This window comes from Streptosporangium sp. NPDC051023 (assembly GCF_040689595.1).
GTDB lineage: Bacteria > Actinomycetota > Actinomycetes > Streptosporangiales > Streptosporangiaceae > Streptosporangium.
On the sequence record NZ_JBFBCE010000015.1, the window covers coordinates 120149 to 143500 of the forward strand.

The window sequence follows — 23352 nt, forward strand, 5'->3', positions numbered from 1 at the left end:
CATCTGGGAATGTGGATGACGCGCGCCGTCGCAGGCGGGCCGCGGCGTCGATCAAGGAGGCGCTGCGCGAGCTGCGCGGTCAGCTGTCTCTGCTCGACCGGCAGGTGAGCGCGCGGGCGGAGCTGAAGGACGTGGATCTTGACTGCCTCGACCTCATCGGGAGGTGCGGGCCGATCAGTCCGACGGCCTTGGCGCGGCAGGCCGGGCTGCATCCCGCCACGCTGACCGGCATCCTGGACCGGTTGGAGAAGGCGGGGTGGGTGGCCCGCGAGCGCGACATCGCCGATCGCCGCGCCGTGCTGATCAAGGCACTGCCCGAGCGTAACGCGGAGCTGTTCCGGCTCTACTCCGGCATGAACCACGCGATGGACGAGATCTGCGCCGAATACACGGAAGCCGAGCTGGACCTGCTGGTCGGCTTCCTGCGCCGCGCCACCGGCGCCGGCCGCGACGCCACCGCCGCACTGGCTGACGACTGAGGTGTCCAGCGTTACATCGTCAACGGCCTCACCTCAGGCGCCGTCAAGTCCTGACCACCACGGCCGGTGGCCGCCGAGCGGAAACGGCACGGAGACAAGGATTGTTACCGGCGAGTAGCATAGGGGGGTAGCCACCCAGCAACGAGGAGCGAACCCGTGCCTTCGTCTCGTGACGTCGTATTCGTCGACGGTGTGCGCACGCCCTTCGGCAAGTCGGGACCCAAGGGCCTGTACGCCGAAACGCGCGCCGACGACCTGGTGATCCGCGTCATCCGCGAGTTGATCCGGCGTAATCCGAATCTGCCGCCGGAGCGCGTCGACGAGGTGGCGATCGCGGCCACCACACAGATCGGCGACCAGGGCCTGACCATCGGCCGCTCGGCCGCCGTCCTGGCCGGGCTGCCCAAGACCGTGCCCGGTTACGCGGTCGACCGCATGTGCGCGGGCGCCATGACCGCGGTGACCTCGGTCGCCGGGGGCATCGCCTTCGGCGCCTACGACGTCGCCATCGCCGGGGGCGTCGAGCACATGGGCCGCCACCCGATGGGCGAGGGCGTCGACCCCAACCCCAGGTTCCTCGCCGAGCGGCTCGTGGACGGCTCCGCCCTGGTCATGGGCATGACCGCGGAAAACCTGCACGACCGCTACCCGACGATCACCAAGGACCGCGCGGACGCCTTCGCCGTCGCCTCCCAGGAGAAGGTCGCCAAGGCCTACGCCGACGGGAAGATCCAGCCCGACCTGGTGCCGACGGCCACCCGCTCGGCGGAGCGGGGCTGGGGCCTGGCGACCGCCGACGAGGGGCCCCGCCCGGGTACCACCCTCGACGCGCTCGCCACCCTCAAGACGCCGTTCCGCCCGCACGGCCGGGTCACCGCGGGCAACGCCTCCGGGATCAACGACGGCGCGACCGGCTGCATCGTGGCCGCCTCGGACGTCGCGCGGGAGCTGGGCCTGACGGCCAGGATGCGCCTGGTCTCCTACGCCTTCGCGGGAGTCGACCCCGAGGTCATGGGGGTCGGCCCCATCCCGTCGACCGAGCGGGCATTGCGCCTGGCCGGGCTGTCGATCTCCGACCTCGGCCTGTTCGAGATCAACGAGGCCTTCGCCGTACAGGTGCTGGCCTTCCTCGAGCACTTCGGCATCGCCGACGACGACCCGCGGGTGAACCCCTACGGCGGCGCGATCGCCTTCGGTCACCCGCTGGCCTCCTCCGGTGTGCGGCTGATGACCCAGCTGGCCCGCGAGTTCGGCGAGCGCCCCGACGTCCGGTACGGCGTGACCACGATGTGCGTCGGCATGGGCATGGGCGGAACGGTCATCTGGGAGAACCTCGCCTGGGAAGGTGCGAAGTGACGGACACGGCCAAGGACACCGGGAACGTGACGGACATCAGGGAACTGTTCGCCGACGAGGTCGTCACGAAGGCGATCGTCCAGGACGTCGAGCTGCCCTACGGCGCGGGCGTCATGGCGCTGATCACGCTGGACAACGGCTTCGACCACACCAAGCCGTCCACCTTCGGCCCCGCGGGCCTCACCTCGCTGGACGAGGCCCTCGACGCGGTCGCGGCCCGCGGCGACCTGGCGGCCGTCGGCGTCATCGGCAAGCCGTTCGTCTTCGCCGTCGGCGCCGACCTCAAGGGGGCCGCGACGGTCGCCGAGCGGGAGCAGGCGCTGCGGATCGGCAGGCTGGGCCACGACGTGTTCCGCCGCCTCGGCGAGCTGGATGTGCCGTCGTTCGCGTTCGTGAACGGCGCGGCCATGGGCGGCGGCCTGGAGATCGCCCTGCACTGCACCTACCGGACCATCTCCTCTGGCGTGCCCGCGGTCGCACTGCCCGAGTGCTTCCTCGGCCTGGTGCCGGGCTGGGGCGGCACCCAGCTGCTCCCCCGCCTGATCGGCCCGGCCGCCGCCATCAAGCTGATCATCGAGAACCCGCTCTCACAGAACCGCATGATCAAGGGCGGGGACGCCTTCGCCGCGGGCGTCGCCGACGCGATGTTCGAGCCCGCCGACTTCCTGGAGGAGTCACTGCGCTGGGCGGCCCGGGTGCTGCGCGGCGAGGTGACCGTCTCCCGCGCCGACCACACCGCGGACGACTGGTCGAAGGCCGTCGCCGACGCCCGCTTCCTGGTCGACATGAAGCTGCGCGGCGCCTCCCCCGCCCCCTACCGCGCGCTGGACCTGATCGAGCTGGCCCGCACCGCCTCCCGCGACGAGGGCTTCGACGCCGAGGACCAGGCCCTGGCCGACCTCCTCATGGGTGACGAGCTGCGCGCGGGCCTGTACTCCTTCGACCTGGTGCAGCGCAGGGCGAAGAGGCCCGCGGGAGCCCCGGACAGGGAGCTGGCCCGCAAGGTCACCAAGGTCGGCGTCGTCGGCGCGGGCCTGATGGCCTCGCAGATGGCGCTGCTGTTCGCCCGCCGCCTCGAGGTGCCGGTCGTGCTGACCGACCTGGACCAGTCCAGGCTGGACAAGGGCGTCGGCTACGTGCACTCCGAGGTCGACAAGCTGCTCGGCAAGGGCCGCGTCTCCGCCGACCAGGCCAACCGGCTCAAGGCCCTGGTGACCGGCTCGCTGACCAAGGACGCGTTCGCGGACGCCGACTTCGTGATCGAGGCGGTGTTCGAGGACCTGAAGGTCAAGCAGAAGGTGTTCGCCGAGGTCGAGGCGGTCGTCTCCGCAGAGTGCGTGCTGGCCACCAACACCTCGTCCCTGCCGATCACCGAGATGGCCTCCGCGCTGCGGCACCCCGAGCGGGTCGTCGGCTTCCACTTCTTCAACCCGGTCGCCGTCATGCCCCTGCTGGAGATAGTCCGGGGCGCCGCGACCGACGACGCGACGCTGGCCACGGCCTTCGCCGTGGGCAAGGCGCTGAAGAAGTCGTCCGTGCTGGTCAAGGACGCGCCCGCGTTCGTGGTCAACCGGCTGCTGACCCGGTTCATGGGCGAGGTCATCGGCGCCGTCGACGAGGGCACCCCGCTGGAGGTCGCCGACCACGCGCTCGACGGGCTCGGGCTGCCGATGACCCCGTTCACGTTGCTGCAGCTCGTCGGCCCCGCCGTCGCGCTGCACGTCGCCGAGACCATGCAGGCCGCCTTCCCGTCCCGCTACGGCGTTTCGGAGAACCTGGCCAGGCTGGTCGCCGCGGGCAAACCCGGGGTCTACGCCCCTGACTTCTCGCTGGACCCGGAGGCGGTGGCCTTCTTCTCCGGCGGGACCTCCCCGTCGACCGCACAGGAGGTACGGCTGCGCGCCCTGCGGGCCCTCGCCGAGGAGATCCGCATCATGCTCGATGAGGGCGTGGTCGCGGCGGCCCAGGACATCGACCTGTGCATGATCCTCGGTGCCGGATGGCCGTTCCACCTGGGCGGCGTCACCCCGTATCTCGACCGCACCGGCATCGCCGAGCCCCGTTTCCTGCCCCGGGGCGTCGCCTCCGTCCCCGCCTGACCTCCACCAGGGGAAGGTGGCCGCGACCGACACAGGTCATGGCCGCCTTCCCCTTCCCCCAACGGAGCACGGCCCTTTCCCCGTCACGGGTCACGGCCCGCCGTACTCTCGGAGCACGGACCCGGCGACAGGTGATCTTTGACGCGATCCTGTCCCGATCTTTGCCGGACGGCGGGAATAACCGGGAATAACCGGTGACATGAGAACCGTCAAGATCGTGTCCGCCGCCATGACGTTCGCCGTCGTGACCGCGCTGAACACGACCTCGTCGCCCGCCTCGGACACCTTCTCCAGCTCCCTCGCCCTCGGCTCCTCCGCCTCGGACTCCGGGGCATCCCTGACAACCTCGGGATCGTCGCTGACGCTCAGCCTGTCGGTCGCCGGTGGACCGGCCAGGAGCGTCTCCCTCCAGTGCGACCGGGACGACTCCCTGCCCTCCTTCGCCACCGCCTGCGGCATGCTCGGCAAGTTCGGGGGCGACCTGTCGAGGATGACCTACGACATCGACCTGATCTGCGACGAGGCGTACGTGCCGCACACGGTGAGCGCCTCAGGAACCTGGGAGGGCAGGCCGGTACGGTTCGAGCGGACCTTTGACAACCGGTGCGAGCTGACCGCGCTCACCGGCCCGGTGTTCTCCTTCTGATCTCACAGGATCCGGCGCCTGAGCGCCCCGGGAACGCGGTGAGGCCCGGGGCCGCCTCACGGCGGCGTCCCGGGCTTCACCACGCTCTCGGGCTTCGCGACAGGTCAGGCGGGGCCGACGCCCTGATGTCCGTCAGGGGCCGACTCGGCGAGGCGGCTGTGGCGGTAGCCGTACCCGGCGTAGATGACGACACCGATGATCATCCACACGACGAACCTGATCCAGGTCTCCACCGGAAGGTTGAGCATCAGGTAGACGCAGGCCAGCACCGACAGGATGGGCACCAGCGGCACCAGCGGGGTGCGGAACGAGCGCGGCAGGTCGGGCCGGGTGCGGCGCAGGATGACCACCGCGATCGAGACGACCACGAACGCGAAGAGCGTGCCGATGTTGACCAGCTCGGCGATCGTGGACAGCGGCACGAGCCCGGCCAGGATCGCGACGATGACACCCATGATGATCGTGATCCGGGACGGCGTGCCGAATCTCGGGTGGACCTTGGCCAGGCCACGCGGCAGCAGGTTGTCGCGGGACATCGCGAACAGCACCCGCGACTGGCCCAGCATGAGGATCATCACGACGGTGGTGAGGCCCGCGAGGGCGCCGATGCTGATGAGCGTCGCCGCCCAGGTCTGGCCGACCGCCTTGAACGCGTCGGCCAGCGGGGCGGCCTCGCTGAGCTTCGAGTAGGGCTGCATCCCGACGACGACCAGGGAGACCGCGACGTAAAGGACGGTGCAGATGCTGAGCGAGGCGATGATGCCGATCGGCAGGTCGCGCTGGGGGTTGCGGGTCTCCTCCGCGGCGGTCGCGACGATGTCGAAGCCGATGTAGGCGAAGAACACGATCGCCGCGGCGCCGAAGACGCCGAAGATGCCGTACGCCACCGGGGTGATCCCGAACAGCACCTGGATCAGCGGGGCGGCCAGGCCCCCGACGGCGGGGGTCGACTTCGCGGGCGGGATGAACGGCGTGTAGTTCTCCCCGTTGATGAAGAACAGTCCGGCGAAGATGACCAGCAGCACCACCGCGAGCTTGATCGTGACGATGACGAAGTTGACCCGGGAGGACAGCTTGACCCCGGCGACCAGGATGGCGGTGAGAACCAGCACGATCAGCGAGGCGGGCAGGTTGAAGGCCGCCCCCTCCCCGGCGATCGCACTGGGTAAATGGATCCCGAACGAGGACAGCAGCGAGGTCAGGTAGCCCGACCAGCCGACCGCGACGACCGCGGCGGCGAGGGCCATCTCCAGCGTCAGGTCCCAGCCGATGATCCAGGCGGGAAACTCGCCGAGCGTGGCGAAGGAGAAGGTGTAGGCCGAGCCCGCGACGGGCACCGTCGAGGCGAACTCCGCGTAGCACAGCGCGGCCAGCGCGCAGACGATTCCGGCCGCCACGAACGACAGCGCGACCGCGGGCCCGGCCAGGTCTCTGGCGACCCGTCCGGTGAGCACGAAGATTCCGGTGCCGACGATGACGCCGATCCCGAAGACGGTCAGGTCAAGCGCGGAGAGGTCCTTGCGCAGCCGGTGCTCGGGGGCCTCGGTGTCCCTGATCGACTGCTCGACCGATTTGACACGCAGAACTCCTTTAGCACGTTGAGCCCCCATGGGGTCCTCCTTGACCATCCACAGTCGACATCTTCTACGGATCAAGTCATGCCCAACCCGATCACTTGCTGAACGGTGATACTCGGGGTTCTTTAAGGGAAAGTCCCGATGTCCTCCTGCCCGTCCAGCGGAAGCATGGGGTCATGCTCTTGGACACGCTGGGCCAGTTGGACCCATATCTGGTCGGCGCGGTGCTGCTGGCACTGCTCACGCTGGACGGTTCCCTGCTGATCGGGGCGGTCGTCCCCGGGGACGCGGCGATAGTGGTCGCGGGAACCGCGCTGACGGGTCCCGCCGAGATCGCGGTCGCGGGGGTGGCCGGGGTGATCGGCTGCTTCCTCGGCTCGACCGGCGGCTGGCTGATCGGCCGCCGGTACGGCTCGCGTGTCCGCCACAGCAGGGCGGGACGGTGGATCGGCGAACGCCGCTGGGTGCGGGCCGAGCGGATCGCCACGAGCGAGGGCAGCGGGCCCGCCCTCGCCGCCGCCTACTTCCTGCCGGTGGTCAACGGGCTGACCCCGGTCCTGGCCGGGAGCCTCGGCATGCCGTACAGCCGTTTCATCCGCTGGGCGATCACGGGAAGCTCCGTCTGGGTGACCACCTACCTGGTGCTCGGCTCCCTGGCGGGCGGGTTCATGCGCGACAACCAGCACCTGATGGTGCCGATCGCCGGATGCGCGGCCATCATGGCCGCGGGCCTGTTCGTGATCGTACGGCGGACCCGCGCGAACAGGGCGGCGGCCGAGATGACGGAGATCTCCGGGCCCGCGGCCGACGAGGCGGCGGAGGTCAACGGCCCCGCGGGAAACAGCTGACCTACGGGAACCGGTTTCCACCCGAGGACCGCATCGATGAGGACCGTGAGGGAACAGATGCCCGCCAAGGGCCTCCCAGCCGGTTCGCTTCGGCCACCTTTCAGAAGCAGGCCGACCGGCGAGGACGGCCACCCTCCAGGAACACGCGGGCCGGAGGGGACCGGGTACCCGTCGAGGACCGGCCGGTCACCGGGGACCGGCCGGTCGGTGAGGATCAACGGGCCGGCTGGTTCTCCAGATCCGGAGACCGCTTCGCGACCGCCTCGGTGATCTCGCGGGCGACGCCCTGCGCGGTCAGGCCGATCTCGCTGAGGATCTTCGCCCGCTTCGCGTGGTCCAGGAAACGCTGCGGGATGCCGTAGGTGCGGACCGGGACGTCCACGTCGGCGTCACGCAGCGTCCTGGCGACCGCGTCGCCGACACCGCCGACCCGGCCGTTGTCCTCGACGACCGCGACCAGCTTGTGCGCGGCGGCGGCCTTGACCAGCGCCTCGTCCAGGGGCTTGACCCAGCGCGGGTCGACCACGGTCGCCGAGATCCCCTGGGCGTCGAGCAGGGCGGCGGCCTCGACGCACAGCTCGGCCATCGGGCCGACGGAGACCAGCAGCACGTCGGCGTCGAAGTCAGCGTCGGAGTCGGCGCCCGCCCGCCCCGCCTCCGGCCGGTCGGCCCCCGTCTGCCTCGGAGCCGCGCGCAGCACGTCCATCTCACCGAGCCGCCCGACCGCCTCGATCTCCGCGGCCACCGGCCCCTTGGGGTAACGGACCACGGTCGGGCCGTCGTCGACCTCGACGGCCTCGGCGAGCAGCTCGCGCAGGCGCGGCTCGTCACGCGGCACGGCCAGCGACAGACCGGGGATGACCTGCAGGATCGACAGGTCCCACATGCCGTTGTGGCTGGCGCCGTCGTCGCCGGTCACGCCCGCCCGATCGAGCACGACCGTGACCGGGAGACGGTGCAGGGCGACGTCCATGAGGAGCTGGTCGAAGGCCCGGTTGAGGAAGGTCGCGTAGAGGGCGACCACCGGGTGGAGCCCGCCGAGGGCCAGCCCCGCGGCGCTGGTCAGCGCGTGCTGCTCGGCGATGCCGACGTCGTAGAGGCGATCGGGATACGCCTCGGAGAACGGGATCAGGCCGACCGGGCCGAGCATGGCGGCGGTGATCGCCACGATGTCCTGGCGCTCGGCGCCGAGCCGTACGATCTCCTGGCTGAAGACGTTGGTCCAGCCGTGCGGCTTGGGCTTCTCCTCGCCGGTCAGCGGGTCGAAGGGGCTGGGCGAGTGGAAACAGTCCTCGTCGTGGTTCTCCGCGAAGGAGTAGCCGAAGCCCTTCTTGGTCAGGACGTGCACGATGACCGGGCGGCGGAAGGCGCGGGCCTTGCGCAGCGCGGTCTCGACGGCCTGCTCGTCGTGGCCGTCGACCAGCCCGATGTACTTCAGGCCAAGGTCCTCGAACATGACCTGCGGGGCCAGGACGTCCTTGATGCCCTTCTTCACGCCGTGCAGCGCGTCGTAGACCGGGGAGCCGACCACGGGGACCTTCGCCAGGTTGTCCTTGACGAACTCCAGCATGTCCTCGTAGCGCTGGGTCGCGCGCAGCGAGGCCAGGTGCGAGGCGAGGCCGCCGATGGTCGGCGAGTAGGAGCGGCCGTTGTCGTTGACCACGATGATCAGCGGCAGGTCCTTGTGCGCCGCGATGTTGTTGAGCGCCTCCCAGGCCATGCCTCCGGTGAGCGCTCCGTCGCCGATCACCGCGACGACCGTGCGGTCGCTCTCACGGCGCAGCTTGTAGGCCTTGGCCAGGCCGTCGGCGTAGGACAGCGCGGTCGAGGCGTGTGAGTTCTCGATGACGTCGTGCTCGGACTCGGCCTGGCTGGGGTAGCCGGACAGGCCGCCCTCCTGGCGGAGGCGGTCGAAACGCCCCGCCCGCCCCGTGAGCATCTTGTGGACGTAGGCCTGGTGACCGGTGTCCCAGAGAATGCGGTCACGGGGGGAGTCGAAGACCCGGTGCAGCGCGATCGTCAGCTCGACCACGCCGAGGTTGGGGCCCAGATGACCGCCGCCACGCGCCGTCGAACTGATCAGCAGATCCCGGATCTCGGCGGCGAGCCGGGGAAGCTCGTCCGCCCCCAGCGCCTTGAGGTCCCGTGGTCCCTTGACCGAATCCAGCAGACTGCCAGGCCGCCCGGTCCGCTCGCTCACGGAATCATCCCCTCTGTCGGTCAGCATCAGAGCCGAGTCTAGTTCGCGTGACGGACGCCTCCTCCGGGGACGACGATTCTGCACGTTTTATCCACACTTGCAATAGCCTTTGCCTCACCATGAGCACTCTCCCCTTTAGGCAACTATCGTCACTCACCATCGCATCCCTGGCGTTTTCCCTGGTCATGGGCGTTGGTACGGCGAACGCAGACGCACTCCCGGCCCCTCAGGCCCCCGCGACCGCGGCCTCCGCGGGCGCCTCCTCCCCCTCAACCGCACAGGCCTCGGCCGCCTCCGGCACCTCCGTGAAGCTCCAGGTACCGAGCGGCCGTGCCGCCGCGACGGCCAACCCGCTGTACCGCACGGGCACTCTCCCCACACTGCGCTGTGGGGCCGGGCAGATCCGCGCGGGGAGCGCGGCCTCGTACCGGTACTTCATGACCCGTATCAACCGCTGCCTGAACCTGGCGTGGAAGACCCAGTTCAGGAAGGCGAAGCTGCCCTTCTCCCAGCCGACGCTGCGCTTCGTCACCACCAAGGTCAGCAGCCCCTGCGGCCGCTGGCCCGCGGGCGCGGGCGGCTACTACTGCTCCAGCAACCGCATGATCTACATCGGTGTCTTCCGTGACGTGCTGAAGAACCCGTACGCCCCCAACCACGCCCAGTTCATGGCCCACGAGTACGGGCACCACGTGCAGCAGCTCATGGGAGTCATGAACTACTACGGCCAGAGCATCTGGCGCGCCGGGGCCACGACCAAGCTCGCCTTCTCCCGCCGCCTCGAACTGCAGGCCGACTGCCTGGGCTCCGCCTTCCTGCGCCAGATCTCCGCCGACCTGCCGGTCGAGCAGGAGCAGTGGGACTCGATGGTCGAGTGGGTCTCGGCGAACGGCCAAAAGGCCTGGGTGAAGAACGACCACGGCAAGGGCACCAGCCAGGCCTACTGGATGGAGCGCGGCTTCAACTCCGGCTCCCCGTCGGCGTGCAACACCTGGACCGCGCCGAGCCGTACGGTCTCCTGACCCTCCACGGCGTCTGAGCCCTCTGTCGCCCCGCGGGGGCGTCCGCACTCCCCCGCGGGTCGACCGTTTCCTTTTCGAACCATGCGGCCGTACCCTCCGTACGGCCGCATTTCGCTTTACCCTCCCTTTTACCTCCATTAGGGTTCGGGATCATGCGTATCTCCGTCATTCCCCTACTTTCCGGCGTGCTGGCGAGCCTGCTGTTCGCCGGTACGGCCAGCGCGGGCACCCTCGCGCAGAACGGGCCGGTGCCCGCGGGCAAGAGCCCCGCGACGAGTAGCCCGGTTTACAAGAGCGGCAAATTCGAGATCAAGGCGTGCGAGGAGCAGCCGATCCAGCCCGACGACCTCGACGCCGCGCGGGTCTATCTCGAGTTCGTGGTCGACTGCCTCAACACCAGCTGGGAGGACCAGCTGACCAGGGCCAGGATTCCGTTCTCCAAGCCCAAGCTCGCCACGACCTCGCACGTGGGCACGCCCACCGGCTGCGGCAAGTTCCCCAAGGGCGCCCAGGCGGTCTACTGCCCGCTCAACAAGAAGATCACCTTCCTGCTCGACCCGGGCATCCTCTCCCAGGCGACCGAGCTGTTCCTGTTCGAGGTGATCGCCCATGAGTACGGCCACCACGTGCAGCAGCTCACCGGCATCATGAACACCCTCAACCGCAAGTACAAGACCCAGAAGGCTCTCCTCGCCGACATCCGCAAGATCGAGCTCCAGGCCGAGTGCTTCAGCGGCGCCTTCATCGGCAGCGTCTGGCAGTCCCTGGGCCGCCGTGAGTCCGACCTGTCCTACGTGATCCAGGCGGCCTACGACACGGCCAGCCACGGCAAGTCCGTCAACATCGCCTACTGGATCCGCCGCGGCTTCGACGCCGAGAGCCCCGACGTCTGCAACACCTTCACCGCCCCCAAGCCCAAGGTCTCCTGACCTCGGTCCTTGAGGCTCCCCACCCCTGATCTCTCTGACGGGGTGTGTCCGACGTTTCAAACAACCACCCGCCGCCGCCCCACAGCCGCGCGACGGGTGGTTTTCTCTCTTCCCGGCCACGGCTTCACAGCGCCTGAACCTTCGGGGGCCTCCACGTCAAAGACGTGCCCCGCGCCCCGAGGAACCGCTCAGAAAAACAGAGAACAGCGGATTCGGCCTCGAATGTCATGGGCCACCGAACACCTCAAAGGATGCCGTGTCACGAGAACACTTCAGGAGATGGCTCGGAATTGCCGGATCGGCCGTCCTGCTCGCCACCGGGCTCACGGCCTGCACCGGTCAGACGAGGGCCGACCTCTGTTGGGAACGCGCGACGAAGGAGTTCGCCGTGCTCTGGAAGGCCACCCTCGACGCCTTCCCCGACAGAAGCCGCGTCCTGTCCGTCAGCGACTCCGACGGCTGCGACTCCGCCAACAGCGGTGCCTGGCTCGAGGTGAGCGTCGACCCCGGCATGAAACGCGCCGATATCGAGAGCGCCCTGGAGACAGTCGGCTGGACCAAGAACGTCAAGAAGTTCATACCCTGCACCCTGACCTGCAGACCCGACATGGCACTACAACAAGGAAAACGAGTCATCGGCCTGAACCTGTGGAAGGAAACCGACCTCCCCGAGGACTCAAGCAACCTGCCCTGGTCCCTGGAAATACAGGCCATCGACCACTGCTGGACCGACGACCACTACACCTACTGACCGACGACTTCCCTATGCTGTGCTGCCTAGTGCTCTGTTCCTTTTTGGGTGGTCAAATTAGACGTACTATCAGGGCCCAGCGGGTCGTTGATAGGTGGTGGAGCAGTGCCGAAGCTCCTGTTCGCGCGGGCGCCGAAGAACGTGGTGGAGGAACGTAAGACCCGCAAGCTGGCCGGTGCGCGACATGCCCCAGCCGACTGGATCCGCAGAGCGCAGATCATCGCGTTGAGCTGGGAGCAGCTACGGGTGCCGCAGGTCGCCCACGAGCTCGGCTGTGCGGAGAAGACGGTGCGCTACCGACTGGCGCGCTTCAACGCCGAAGGCCTCGACGGGCTGGGAGATCGGCCTGGTGTCGGCCGTAAACGGCGGATCAGTGAAACCGAGCGCTCACAGATCATCGCGCTGGCCCGCAGCCAGCCTCCGGGCCGACCGCTGCGCGATCAGGCCGGTGAGCTGGCCGCGGACCAGGAGGACGGACCGGGCAACTGGACGCTGGACACGCTGACCGAAGCCGCCCACGGGCTGGGCATCGAGGTGGCGCGCTCGCCGGTACGGCGAATTTTGCTGGCCGAGGGGGTGCGCTGGCGCCGGCCGCGCTCCTGGGCCACCAGCCACGACCCGGACTTCGCCCCAAAAGAACCCGCGTTGTTGCCCTCTACACCGGGCCGCCACCAGGAATGACCGTGGTGGCCGCCGATGAGCTCGGCCCGATCGGTTCCGCGGACCTTCGATCCCACGCCCGGGTGGACATCCGACGGCCGACGAGTCAAAGCACCTTTGGAATACGATCGGGGACCGGAGAAGACCTGGGTTTACGGCAGCCTGCGCATTGCTGACGGCCAGGCGGTCACCAAGTGCGCCGCCTCGCGCAACAGCGCCGGCTGGCAGCGTTTTCTGGCGCTGCTGGAGCAGGCCAACCCGACCGGAACGATCGCGGTGATCACCGATAACCTGTCCAGTCACAACAGCGTCTCCACCCGCGAATGGCTCATTGACCATCCGCGGATCCAGCAGGTGTTCATTCCCAAGGGCGCTTGCTGGCTCAACCTGCAAGAAGCCTGGTGGCGTATCTTCCGCCGCCAGGCCCTGGCCGGGCAGACCTTCGCTGACCCCGGCGAGATCACCTACGCCACCGCCGTCGCGACCACACAGCTCAACACCCGCGCCCGCCCCTGGATCTGGGGTCGTCCGGCTCCCGAGCCTCGCCGCCGTCGACGTCAGTTTATCTACCTGCTTTGAGGAACGCAGCACTAGTTTTCTCTCACGGATTCTCTCGCTGTGAAGCATTCGGCGAGCACTCCGCCCCAAAGGCAAGTAGTCACCGAGAGGATATCACATCTCCGGAATATCCAGTGCTCCATCTTCTCCAATTCGAGGGAGAAGCAAAGCTATTTCCCCAGAATTCACGATGTCACGAACAACATCGATCATGTTCGTCACACCCTTGCTTCTGACGATGACCAGGTCTGGCGCCGCGAGGTACGCACCACCGAGCGACTCCCCGGACACCATGTGACGATCCATGATTAGTGAAATTTCCTCCCTGGTGACCATCAGAATGCTATATCTGACACCGCTCGAGAGGGTGATTATGCCGTCTCCGAGCTCCATCTGTTCAAGGTCTTCTTTGCCATCCTGAAGGATGGCTACAGTGAACCCTTCCTCTTCCCAAGAGCAATAAGCATCAGTCACCATAAAGCCTCGATAGCCCTCTTTTATCTTTCATTAAACTTCACTTCCCATACAGATTTATTAGCCGGTCTATCACTTTCTGTTCGTTCTTCTTGTTTGATTTTCCGACGATCACTATCACGCCGTTTACGTTTCGATAGAACAGCCTCGCCCCACGACGGGTTCGCGCATACATTACATCGGTTCCACTACCCAGATGACTTGAGCCTATTCCGGGATTCATATTTCCCTTCAGGAGCTCCTTAAAAAGAGCGTCCAAACCGCTTTGATTACTCTTGCCCGCCTCTTCGGCAGCACGGGTAAGGAGTGAGTCCTTGCCAATTTCCGAGATTATCCTAGTACAGTTGGAGTTATGGACGAGGATGTCTTCGTTGCCTACCGCGACGTGGTAGGAGTGAATCCCTTCAACCGTCAGGTTATAGACCTGCTGGTCGTCCTGAACGTACTTGTCGGCGGAGAGTAACTCCAGGCTGGCACCACTCGAGGCGAGGAGGCGCGTCCCCGGGGTCAGCTCGCCAGCGTCGATCCAGCGGTTTCGACCGATGGCCCAGATAGGGTGTCCCATGGTCGCGACGACCTGGCCGGTCTCGTCGCCGGCAGCACCGTCCGTGTCCACTCGGAGACGGACGAGTTCCTTGGTCCCACTACTGACCAGTAGCGCGATGACGGTCCGGGCCCCGCTCTCTCCTGTATCGGGGTCTGTGGCGACCACGTGGTCGCCCGTCCTAACTTCTTCGATCGGCTTTCTGGAGCCGTCGGCCATGAGCACTTCAGTTCCGGGTAGGAAACTGTTGCAGAGTTTCTCGACCTTCTTAAGACCTTCACCCAGCTTAATGAAGGCCTTTGCCATACCCTTCATGATTCTCAGGCCACGGGCGCTCGCTAGGTCCAAGGTGAGCCAAGCACATGAGGAGAAGCTGCCGTTCATGCAGCCTACTGCATCTTCTATGAAGAATTCGATGGTTGCATTGAGGGCTCTTAGTGCCGCTTTGCCAAGCGAATCCCAGAATGCTTTATCGACCAGACGTTTCCAGTCTTCGGTGTCCATTTGCAGCAGCCCCACCAAACTGCTGCAGGCCTTATCCCCAAGTCCCTTGCCCACCTTGCCGACAGTGCAGCCTTCTTTGAACTTCCTCAGAAGAATTACTTCTCGCGCAGCTGCACGCCAAGCGTCACATGCGCTCTTCGAGTAGTCGATGTCGCACTGTTTCCATATCTTCTTGCATGCGGCACTGTTGACCTGCATGCACGCGCCCATTCCGCTTGAGTCCAGGAGAAGAGGAGGATTCGCGGCCAGGAGAAGGCCTGTCGTGGGCTCCTTCGGTCTGCCTTCCTCGGTGTAGCCGATCCTCTCCGCTTCCCTTGGATCGATCAGTGGTGGTATCCAGCCGAGTCCGTCGTTTTCCTCGTTGATTCTTCCACCGGGAACCGTGGGCTCCGGATTGTAGCCCGGGGTGATCGAGATGGAGCCGAACTGCGGAAGGTCGCTTTCCGGATATGCGATACGGGCGCCTCCCATGGAGATGGGGGATCCCATCGTCGAGGTGTCTCGTGCGGCGTGGCCGTCTGGGTCACTGTTGCTGAGGGGGGCGGCGTTGGCGTAGGTGTAGCGGTTGACCTGGACGGACGAGTCCGGGGTAAGGGTAACGCTGTCACGGGAAGTAAAGGCGCCAGTGCCAGGCTGGTACCAGCGGGCGTACATGTTGACCTTGCCGGTGTCCGGGTCGGTGTACTCCCCCTGATAGCCGAGCGTGCGCCGAGTGCCGGAGCGGTGGGTAACCTCACCGAAGGGGTCGTAGGCAACCGAGTCGGTCAGGGCGGTGCCGGAGAAGGTTCCGACCAGGTCGCCGTGCAGATCGGTCATCACCCCGAGCGCGGCCGTCCCCCCCTCCTGTAGGCTCAGCAGACCACCGAAGGGGTCGCGGCCGTACTTGGCCAGGGTGGTGTTGGCCGCGTCGGCGACGGCGACGACGTCGTTCTCCAGCCCCGAGTAGGTGAAGCGCTGCTGATTGCCTCCCTGGGTACGCGAGGTCATCCGGCCCAGCGCGTCATAGCCGTAGGTGGCGTCTCCATCGGAGATGAGCTGGTCGAAGGCGTCGAAGGTCAGGTTCTTGGTGACGCCTGCCTTGGTCTCGGTGGCCAGGGTGCCGCGGGGAGTGTAGGCATAGTCGCTGCTGTCCCCCGAGGTCAGGCGGTTGCGCTCGTCGTAGGTGTAGGTCTTGCTGCCGGCCTTGGTGCGGTTGCCAGCGTCGTCCCATTCGTAGTCGGTGGTGGCGCCACCCGGGGCGGTCCAGGACGTCAGACGTCCGGTGCGATCGTAGGCGTAGGCGTTGGTGCCCGCGCCCGCCGTCCCTGTGGTCGTCTTGGTGGTGAGGTTGTCGTCCTTGTCCCACCCGTAGACGATCTTCGCCAGCTCGGTCCCACCGCTGTTCTTCAGGGTGTGACTGGCGAGCCGATCGACGGCGTCGTAGGTGTAGCTCTGGGTGTTGACTGGGTTGGCCGAGGTCTGGCTGGTGAGCCGGTCGGCGTTGTCGTAGCCGTAGGTCCAGGAGCGTCCCGTCACCGGGTCGCCGGCGGTAGCCAGGCGGTTGGCGTTGTCCCAGGTGAAGTTCGCGGTGCCGGTTGGGTCGACGCGCTGGGTGGGGTTGCCCAAGGCGTCGTAGGCGTAGGTGGCGACCTGGTTGGTGGCCTTGGACACCTTGGTCAGCAGGCCGCGGTCGTTGTACTCCAGGGTGTAGTCCCCGATCGCGGTCCGCCGGCCTGCCGGGTCGTAGGAGATGTCGCGGCCCGGTGTGGTCACGGAGGCACCGCTGCCGATCTGTTTCACCATCTGGCCAACGGGGTCGAAAGTCCGGTCGATGCGGACACCGCCGGGCTGCAAGGTAGAAACAGGGTTGCCGGCGGCGTCGTAGAGGGTGGTCCAGGTCCGGTCGACGGCCGCGGGGTGGGCGGTGGTCACCGGTTCGATGACCGACTCGGCCAGGCCCAGGGTGTTGTAGGTGGTCCAGGTCGGGTTGCCGCGGCCGTCGGTGGTGCGTGTCCGGCTGCCGGTGGCGTCGTAGCCGAATGTCGTGGTGATCGACTTGCTGGCGGTGACCGGCTCGATCAGGGAGGTCATTCGGTTAAGCGCATCGAACTCGGCGTGGGTGACATGCCCTTCCCCCGAGGTGGTGCTGGTGCGGTTGCCTGCCAGGTCGTAGCCGAATCCGAGAGTGCGGACGAGTGCGCTGGTGCTGTTCAGGTCCTTGTTGGCGATCTTCCGTCCGGCGAGGTCGTATTCGGTCTCGGTGGCGTTGCCCAAGGCGTCGGTGGCCTTGATCTCGCGTCCTTGCAGGTCGTAGTCGAGGGTGGAGGTATGCAGGAGCGGGTCGGTGGTCGAGGTGATATCTCCGGCCGCGTTGACCGTATAGGTGGCGGTCCTGTTACCCGATCCCGGGGCGACGCTCTTGGTGAGGTTGCCTGCGGTGTCGTAGGTCAGCGTCGTGGTGAACGCCGCGGTGGTCGGCTTACGTTCGATCTGGGTCTGGGTGATCTTCCGGCCCAGGTCGTCGTACGTCGCCTCGATTCGTCCGCCGGTCGGATCCACCTGCGCCAGTTCCTCGCCCAGCAGATCGAACTCCGACACCCACTGGCCCCCTGGTCCCGAGGGCCCGGGGTCGGTCACCCGCACCGGGTTGCCGAGCGCGTCGTACTGCGTCGTGGTGACGTATCCCCGCTCGTCGGTGATCGTGGTCCTGCGGCCCGCCGCGTCGTAGCCCACTTCGATCTTCGGAATGACCGCGGTCCCGCCCGGCGGAATGTAGGAAGAGTTGGTGAGCAAGGTCGGACGACCTACCTTGTCGAAGACGGAGACGATGGTCCGCCCTTCCGGTTCGACGACATGAGTGCGCAGGCCGGCGGCGTCGTAGCCGTACTTCACAACGGGCCGCCCGTCGGCGGCTGAACCGTTCTTCTCGATCTTCACCTGCGGGGCCTTCGTCTCCACCAGCTGCCCGGCCAGGTCATGGCGCAGGGTGATGGTGAAGTCCGCGGCGGTGGCGCCGGAGGCGTTGCCGCGCGGGTCGGTCTGCGCGGTCAGAATGCCGCGGTCGTCATAGGTCCAGGTCGTCACGAGATCGGTGGCGCCGTTCTCCACCGTCTGCCGCGTCACCTGTCCCAGCGCGCTGTACTGGTAGTCGATGACCTCGGTACGGGTGGTGCCCGCGCCGGTGTAGGTCCTACGGGTGACGTTGTCGGCCGCGTCGTAGATGTAGGCGGTCTTGCGCTTGAGTGCGGCCGGATCGAGGGTGGTGGATGTGGTCCGACCGGCGGCGTCGTAGACGTAGTCGACGGTGGTCTTGCCGCCGCCGGTGACCTGCTTGGTGAGGTTTCCGGCCGCGTCGTAGGTGTTGTCCTGCAACACCACGTCCGTCGTGGTGGTGGAGCCGTTCAACCGCACGTCGTCAGCGATCACCTGTGACACGCGGTTGTCGGTGAAGTAGGTGTAGGAGGTCTTGCGGCCCATTGCGTCGACCTTGCTGGCAAGCCTGCCTGTGAAATCGTAGGCGTTGGACTCCAGCACCACATCCTGGGCGGGCTGCGGGCTGACTGGGCTGCCGGTCCAGTTCTTCAGCGTCTTCGTGGCCGGTTCACCGCGCTTGGTGTAGCCGAACGTCGTCACCGTGCCCAGTGGGTCGGTCGCCGAGACCTGGGCGCCGGTGGCGTCCCAGGCGGCACGGGTCACCCCGTTCTCGGGGTCGGTGACCGTCTCCACCCGGCCGTGGGTGTCGTAGGTGTAGGTGGTGGTGCGCGCCGGGTCGCCGCCGGTCAGGTCGGCCAGGGTCTCGGTGAGCTTGTTGCCGTCCGCGTCGTAGGTGTAGGTCGCCTTGGCGGTGTGGGTGACGTTGGTGACCTCGTTCTTCACCCCCGGGGCGGTCTGCGTCAGCAGCCTCCCGACTCCGTCGTAGGTGAACGCGGTGGTCACGCCGTCCGGGTTGGCCTGGGAGATCTCCTTGCGGGAGGTCACCTGGCCCACCGCGTCGTAGGTGAACGCGGTGACCAGGCCGGACGGGCTGGTCTGCTCGGCCAGATCGCCGGCTGCGGTGTAGCGATAGGTGGTCTCGTCGCCCTTGGCGTTCTTTTGCGACTTCGGCAGGCCCGCCGGGATGGTGCCCCCGCCGATCGCGGGCTCGGTGCCGTCGGTGTAGGTGTAGGTCGTCGACCGGCCGTTGGGGAAGTCCGGGGTGGCCGGAGTGGTCACCTTGGCCAGGTCTCCGTAAGCGGTGTATTCGGAGATGGTGGCGTAGGTGTTGTCTGTGGCGCTCGACGATCGCGCATCGCGGGAGACGAGCAGGCGGTCGTTGCGCGGGTCGAAGGGGTCGTTGTTGTTCAGGTAGAACGCGTTGTACGCGGTCTGGCAGTTGCCTGCCGTACGGCACTGCTTGGTGCTGATCGTGTTCCCGCGCGCGTCGTGGAAACTCTCACTGACGTTCCCGTTGGGGTCCTCGACCTTGGAGAGGAATCCACCGGTGTCGTAGTCGTAACTCGTCTTTTTGAGAAGCTGGTCGGTTTGCGAGGTCAGACGATAGCCGCGCCACGCGTCGTGGGTGTACTTCAGGGTCTCGTTGCGCGGGTCGGTCACCGTGACCGTGGAAAGGTCTGTCGCCTGGTCGTAGACGGGCTCGCTGAGCGTCCACGTACCGCCGTTCCGATCGGTGTGGGTCTTGAGCCGGTCCGTTGCGGCATCGTAGGTGTTCTGAGCCCAGACCCGCCCCGAGGGCAAGGTGATCTTCTCAAGAAGGTGAGGCGCCGCGACTCTCGCGGCGTAGTGGTCGGTGACCTGGCCGAGGCTCAGCGCCTTGTCGTAGATCGCGACCTCGTCCACTTCTCCTTCGAAGTTGAAGGTGCTGTAGGCGTACGGGCCAGGAGACGGTGCGCCGGGCCAGTCGCTGAGGAACTGGCCGGTGCCGACCCGGGCGTATTCCAGCCACAGCTCGGGGTCGGGTTGCGATCCGGTTCGCGTCGCCACCTGCTGTCCATCCAGGTAGAGCGTTTCCGTGGGACCGTCGCCGGTGATGATCACGTGGTGCCACTGTCCGTTGTTGACGGTGGCGCTGGTGGTCATGACGTTCGAGGCCGTCGCACCGCGATACAGCTGACCGCGTAGCTTTCCGTCCGTGCCGATGTACAGGAGAGTGGGAATCGGCTCCTCGTTGGGGCTTCCTCCTGTGTAGCCATAGCGGCTGCGCGTATCCGCAGCCGACATCAGCACACCCGACTTGGTGGTCTTGAACCACATTTCGGCGGACATTCTGATGTGGCGCGAGGCAAGTGCGTTGCGCGGCAGCCTTATGTAGGTGCTGCCACTCCATGAGGGCCCGTCGAGCAGGACGGCCGTGTCCCCGGTTCCCGCCAGCGGGCCGGGGCGGCCTCGCTGCGTCACGCCATCGTAGATGGCGGTGCCGGAGATCCCGGTGAGATCACGCGCGGTCTCGGCGGCCGGCGGCGTGCAGACAGCCGCCGTGGGATCGTAGACGCATGACCTCGGCTGATGCCAGTTTGACCCGGTGCCGTTCTCTCCCAGACGCCAGTATCCGACCGGGTCGGCGTCCAGCACTCGGTCCTTGTACAGCGAGCCGCTGGTGTAGGTGTAGGTCGTGCAGTTCGGCGCCTGGAGCGGGGAACACGCCTGGGTGAGTTTGTCGCCGTCGTAGGTGTAGGACCAGGTGAGCGGGGTGCCGTTCACCTGGTCGGTGGAGACCGACGCGACGTGTGTGCCGTTCCATGTGAAAGTCAGCGACCGGCCGCCTGTGGCGGTCGCCTTGGCCAACTTGCCATCGGTTCCGTACACCAGATTCTGGTCGCGTCCCCGGCTGTCGGTGACCTTCAGCAGGCGGCCCTGAGCGTCGAAGACGTAGACGGTCGATGACTTGTCCATCAGGCGCCAGCCGCCACCGGTGACCTCCGCGAGCGTCGCGTACGTCCCCGGAGGTGGCTGGAAGGTCCCGTCCCCCTTGGCGATGAACCGCAGTATCTGTCCTTGGGGGTAGGTCACCAGGAGGGTCTGCGCGCCGCTGCCTGTCTCGGGCCGGATCCGCATGTCCCAGCGCGTGCTCCAGCCCGCGCCGAAAATACCGTCCTTCCGGGGGTCGAGGCTGTTGTACGAGCGCGTCACCGCCAGACCGTCGCCCACGGACGAGACCTGCGCGTCGGTGACGGTCGTGGTGTAGTTTCCCGGCAGCTGGTGGAACTCCTGGCCGTTGGCTCCGGAAGTCCCCAGCATCGATGCCACAACGGGCTGGCGGATTCCGGTCACGAAGCAGCTGAACTCCCAATCCACCGTGCCCTCGTAGTAGCGGGCGCCGAACTCCACGCAGTATTCCTTGCCCCACTGCAGGAGGCCCGAGGGCATCCGCCAGCTTCCGTCGTCGATCCACCCGGATTGGGCGCACAGGTTTTCCCAGTGCTCCATGTCCATGTTGCAGTGGACGGAAAAGGAGTACTCCCCTGCGATTCCCCCGCTGTACGGACCGTAGATGCGCGCGCTGCCGGTCATGAGCGGGGTGAGCGTCTCGACCAGGGAGTCGTCCTGTGGATAGACGTTGAACGTCCGGATGCACGGTTCGCTGTCACATCCGCCAGCCGCCATCAGCTTGGCGTCACCCCCCGTCCGCCCCTTGGTTTCCCGCGTGTGCTCGGCCGCCTTCGACGGCACTCGGGGGTGGAGAGCACGGCTGCTCTTCTCAAAGCCCCTGACATCCGCGCTCAGGGCTTTCTTGGGAGGACCGGCGTTCCTTGTAGCCGGTCCCGGCTTGGCGGTGGTGGTCGTGGCCGCCGTTCCCACCAGGGAGGGCAGGCCTCGCGCCGTGCCTGAAAGCTGAACCGGCGTCACCGGACGGGCGGAGAACGCTCCGAAAGAGTCAGCAGCGGCCGCATCGTAGCGAAGAGTTCGAATATCTGGAATGAGTAGCGCCGTAATGACGAAAACCACTCCGAGAATCAACCGACCCGAACGACTCCACGGCAACGTGCGGCGCATATTCCGTCACTCTCCGAACCAGTCAGCGCGATAACCAATGCGCCCGCTTCACCTCACCCCGCAGGAGACTCCGGCCAGCACCGGACCGACGGCTCGAGGCATGATCAGCACAAACGAGCAGAATATATACACCGATCGTTCGGACACACAAGATCTTCATAAGAAGAAAATAAGTTCACGATCAGATGTTCACCTGAAATATCGAATTACCGCACCCTTGATCACCGATCGTGACAACACAAGGATCGACACGAGAGGCGACAAGAATCCATAACCTTCCCCTTCACCTCGAAAACCAGAAAGCACAGAACGATTTGATGAAACTCCTTTCCGTGTTTCACAAACTCCACACAGTAATGCCCTCACCTCATAGGAAGACATTCGGATTCGACGGTGCCGAAGGACACCCGGCCGTCTCCGGACGACCGGGTGCGGGCACATCGTGCCGGGGATCACCCGCGCAGCAGGGACTCCAGCCTGTTCACCCGGGTGGAGACGGACGGGTGGGTGGACAGCCAGGAGAAGCGGGCGGGGCGGCAGGCGACCAGGCCCAGGGCGGGGATGCGGGAGGCGCGGAGGTCGGCGCGGGGGATGGCGTCGCGGTTGTGGACCTTGAGGAGGGCTGAGGCGAGCAGGGCGGGCTGGCCGAGCTGTACGGCCGCGCCATGGTCGGCCGCCAGCTCACGGTAGCGGCTGAGCGCGCGCAGCGGCAGCTGAGCCAGGGCGCCGAGCAGGGCGGCGCAGGCGCCGACGAGCACGATGGCCACGCCGAGCACGCCCGCCTCGAACAGCTCGCCGGGGGCGTACACGAACGCCCGCCCCGTGCTGCGCCCGACCCAGGCGAGCGCGATGGCGAACGAGCTGGCCAGTGTCATCACCGCGACGTCGCGATGGCGGATGTGCGCGACCTCGTGGGCAAGCACCGCGGTGAGCTCGTCGGGCTCCAGGGTGCGCAGCAGCCCGCTGGTGACGACCACGGTGGTGTGTCTGCGGGAGCGCCCGACGGTGAAGGCGTTCGGGACGGCATCGAGGCTGACCGCGACGCGCGGCTTGGGCAGGTCGTTGAGCGCGCAGAGCCGGTCGAGCACCGCGTGCAGCTCTGGTTCCCGCTCCGCGTCGACGAACCTCGCTCCCGCGGCCCGCCGGGCGAGCCATTCGGTGCCGAACCACTGGAAGGCGACGGTCAGCGCCGCCATGACGGCGACGGCGGGCCAGGGGACGCCGATCCAGAGGGCGGCGACCACCGGGATCGCGTAGACCAGGCCGAGCAGCGCCATCGAGACGAACATCCGGACGTGCAGACCGTGAGGGGTGTGGCTGTGCATGCTTCTCCTTCCAGCCACGTCGACGTAGCTGGAAGGTCTCCCCTGGCCCGTGTGTCCGAGCGAGCCCTGCCTGACCGGGCGTTAGCCGTACTGACGACCAGGCAGCGTGAGGGTACTCCCCTTCCCCGTTGGGAAGATTGTCCCGGCGATTCCCCCGGAAGACAATGACTTTCCGGACCCTACCGGTATGGATGAACTGGTCCACCGTACTGGATTGACGACCGCGGAACTGTCCTCCATGCTGCTGGTCATGGAGCTTGAGGGTCGCGTTTCGGCGCAGCACGGCCGTTACTTCCGCAACCGCTGAACTCGTATCGGTGCCGCACACCGGCGGTTCACCCGGCCAATCAGACGAGATCGATGTATCCCGCAATACCTTCGACGTGTATCTCAGAAAGGCTCGATCTAGTG

17 protein-coding genes are annotated in these 23352 nt (G+C 66.8%); 11 read left to right on the forward strand and 6 right to left on the reverse strand.

Translation table 11 applies throughout. From position 1 onward, the window contains the following. Window positions 1–11: 11 nt before the first annotated feature. The 4 genes from AB0395_RS12890 to AB0395_RS12905 all read left to right on the forward strand — a co-directional run bounded on the left by AB0395_RS12890 (window position 12) and on the right by AB0395_RS12905 (window position 4580). Complete coding sequence (locus AB0395_RS12890; RefSeq protein ID WP_366280087.1) at window positions 12–479, forward strand: MarR family transcriptional regulator; 468 nt, start codon at window positions 12–14, stop codon at window positions 477–479. 156 nt (window positions 480–635) lie between these two features. Next, window positions 636–1835, forward strand: a complete 1200-nt coding sequence (locus AB0395_RS12895; protein ID WP_366280089.1) for a thiolase family protein — start codon at window positions 636–638, stop codon at window positions 1833–1835. A gap of 26 nt (window positions 1836–1861) precedes the next feature. Then, window positions 1862–3934, forward strand: coding sequence for a 3-hydroxyacyl-CoA dehydrogenase NAD-binding domain-containing protein (locus tag AB0395_RS12900; protein WP_366280132.1), 2073 nt, complete (start codon window positions 1862–1864; stop codon window positions 3932–3934). Window positions 3935–4133: 199 nt separating this feature from the next. Further along, complete coding sequence (locus AB0395_RS12905) at window positions 4134–4580, forward strand: SSI family serine proteinase inhibitor (protein ID WP_366280091.1); 447 nt, start codon at window positions 4134–4136, stop codon at window positions 4578–4580. Window positions 4581–4684: 104 nt separating this feature from the next. Here AB0395_RS12905 and AB0395_RS12910 read toward each other — a convergent pair whose 3' ends face one another. Further along, complete coding sequence (locus AB0395_RS12910; RefSeq protein ID WP_366280094.1) at window positions 4685–6190, reverse strand: amino acid permease; 1506 nt, start codon at window positions 6188–6190, stop codon at window positions 4685–4687. Between the two features lie 143 nt (window positions 6191–6333). On the opposite strand from AB0395_RS12910, the gene AB0395_RS12915 reads away from it, so the two are divergent. Further along, window positions 6334–7005, forward strand: a complete 672-nt coding sequence (locus tag AB0395_RS12915) for a VTT domain-containing protein (RefSeq protein ID WP_366280096.1) — start codon at window positions 6334–6336, stop codon at window positions 7003–7005. 214 nt (window positions 7006–7219) lie between these two features. Here AB0395_RS12915 and dxs read toward each other — a convergent pair whose 3' ends face one another. Both dxs and AB0395_RS12925 read right to left on the reverse strand, forming a co-directional pair. Then, window positions 7220–9205, reverse strand: coding sequence for a 1-deoxy-D-xylulose-5-phosphate synthase (gene dxs / locus AB0395_RS12920; protein ID WP_366280099.1), 1986 nt, complete (start codon window positions 9203–9205; stop codon window positions 7220–7222). 226 nt (window positions 9206–9431) lie between these two features. Beyond that, window positions 9432–9644, reverse strand: a complete 213-nt coding sequence (locus AB0395_RS12925) for a hypothetical protein (protein WP_366280101.1) — start codon at window positions 9642–9644, stop codon at window positions 9432–9434. On the opposite strand from AB0395_RS12925, the gene AB0395_RS12930 reads away from it, so the two are divergent. The 5 genes from AB0395_RS12930 to AB0395_RS12950 all read left to right on the forward strand — a co-directional run bounded on the left by AB0395_RS12930 (window position 9643) and on the right by AB0395_RS12950 (window position 13146). Beyond that, the gene (locus AB0395_RS12930; protein WP_366280103.1) at window positions 9643–10227 is read left to right on the forward strand and encodes a neutral zinc metallopeptidase; all 585 of its coding nucleotides are present in this window, start codon (window positions 9643–9645) and stop codon (window positions 10225–10227) included. The two genes, AB0395_RS12925 and AB0395_RS12930, sit on opposite strands and share 2 nt — an antisense overlap. A gap of 152 nt (window positions 10228–10379) precedes the next feature. Then, entirely contained in the window at window positions 10380–11156 is a 777-nt protein-coding gene (locus tag AB0395_RS12935) for a neutral zinc metallopeptidase (protein WP_366280105.1), read from the forward strand. A gap of 256 nt (window positions 11157–11412) precedes the next feature. Next, complete coding sequence (locus tag AB0395_RS12940; protein ID WP_366280106.1) at window positions 11413–11907, forward strand: hypothetical protein; 495 nt, start codon at window positions 11413–11415, stop codon at window positions 11905–11907. Between the two features lie 105 nt (window positions 11908–12012). Beyond that, window positions 12013–12588 carry a helix-turn-helix domain-containing protein gene (locus AB0395_RS12945; RefSeq protein WP_366280108.1) on the forward strand — a complete coding sequence of 192 codons (576 nt, stop codon included), beginning with the start codon at window positions 12013–12015 and terminating at the stop codon, window positions 12586–12588. Between the two features lie 96 nt (window positions 12589–12684). Then, window positions 12685–13146, forward strand: a complete 462-nt coding sequence (locus AB0395_RS12950) for a transposase (RefSeq protein WP_366280110.1) — start codon at window positions 12685–12687, stop codon at window positions 13144–13146. A 93-nt stretch (window positions 13147–13239) separates the two neighbouring features. Here the strand turns inward: AB0395_RS12950 and AB0395_RS12955 are convergent, their stop codons facing one another. The 3 genes from AB0395_RS12955 to AB0395_RS12965 all read right to left on the reverse strand — a co-directional run bounded on the left by AB0395_RS12955 (window position 13240) and on the right by AB0395_RS12965 (window position 22941). Further along, complete coding sequence (locus AB0395_RS12955) at window positions 13240–13602, reverse strand: hypothetical protein (RefSeq protein WP_366280112.1); 363 nt, start codon at window positions 13600–13602, stop codon at window positions 13240–13242. A 37-nt stretch (window positions 13603–13639) separates the two neighbouring features. Next, complete coding sequence (locus AB0395_RS12960; RefSeq protein ID WP_366280113.1) at window positions 13640–21292, reverse strand: polymorphic toxin-type HINT domain-containing protein; 7653 nt, start codon at window positions 21290–21292, stop codon at window positions 13640–13642. Window positions 21293–22068: 776 nt separating this feature from the next. Beyond that, a complete protein-coding gene (locus AB0395_RS12965) occupies window positions 22069–22941 on the reverse strand; it encodes a M48 family metalloprotease (protein WP_366280115.1) in 873 nt (290 codons plus the stop codon). 106 nt (window positions 22942–23047) lie between these two features. Here AB0395_RS12965 and AB0395_RS12970 point away from each other — a divergent pair, with 106 nt between their 5' ends. Next, window positions 23048–23248, forward strand: coding sequence for a hypothetical protein (locus AB0395_RS12970; protein ID WP_366280118.1), 201 nt, complete (start codon window positions 23048–23050; stop codon window positions 23246–23248). The last annotated feature ends 104 nt before the right edge of the window (window positions 23249–23352 follow it).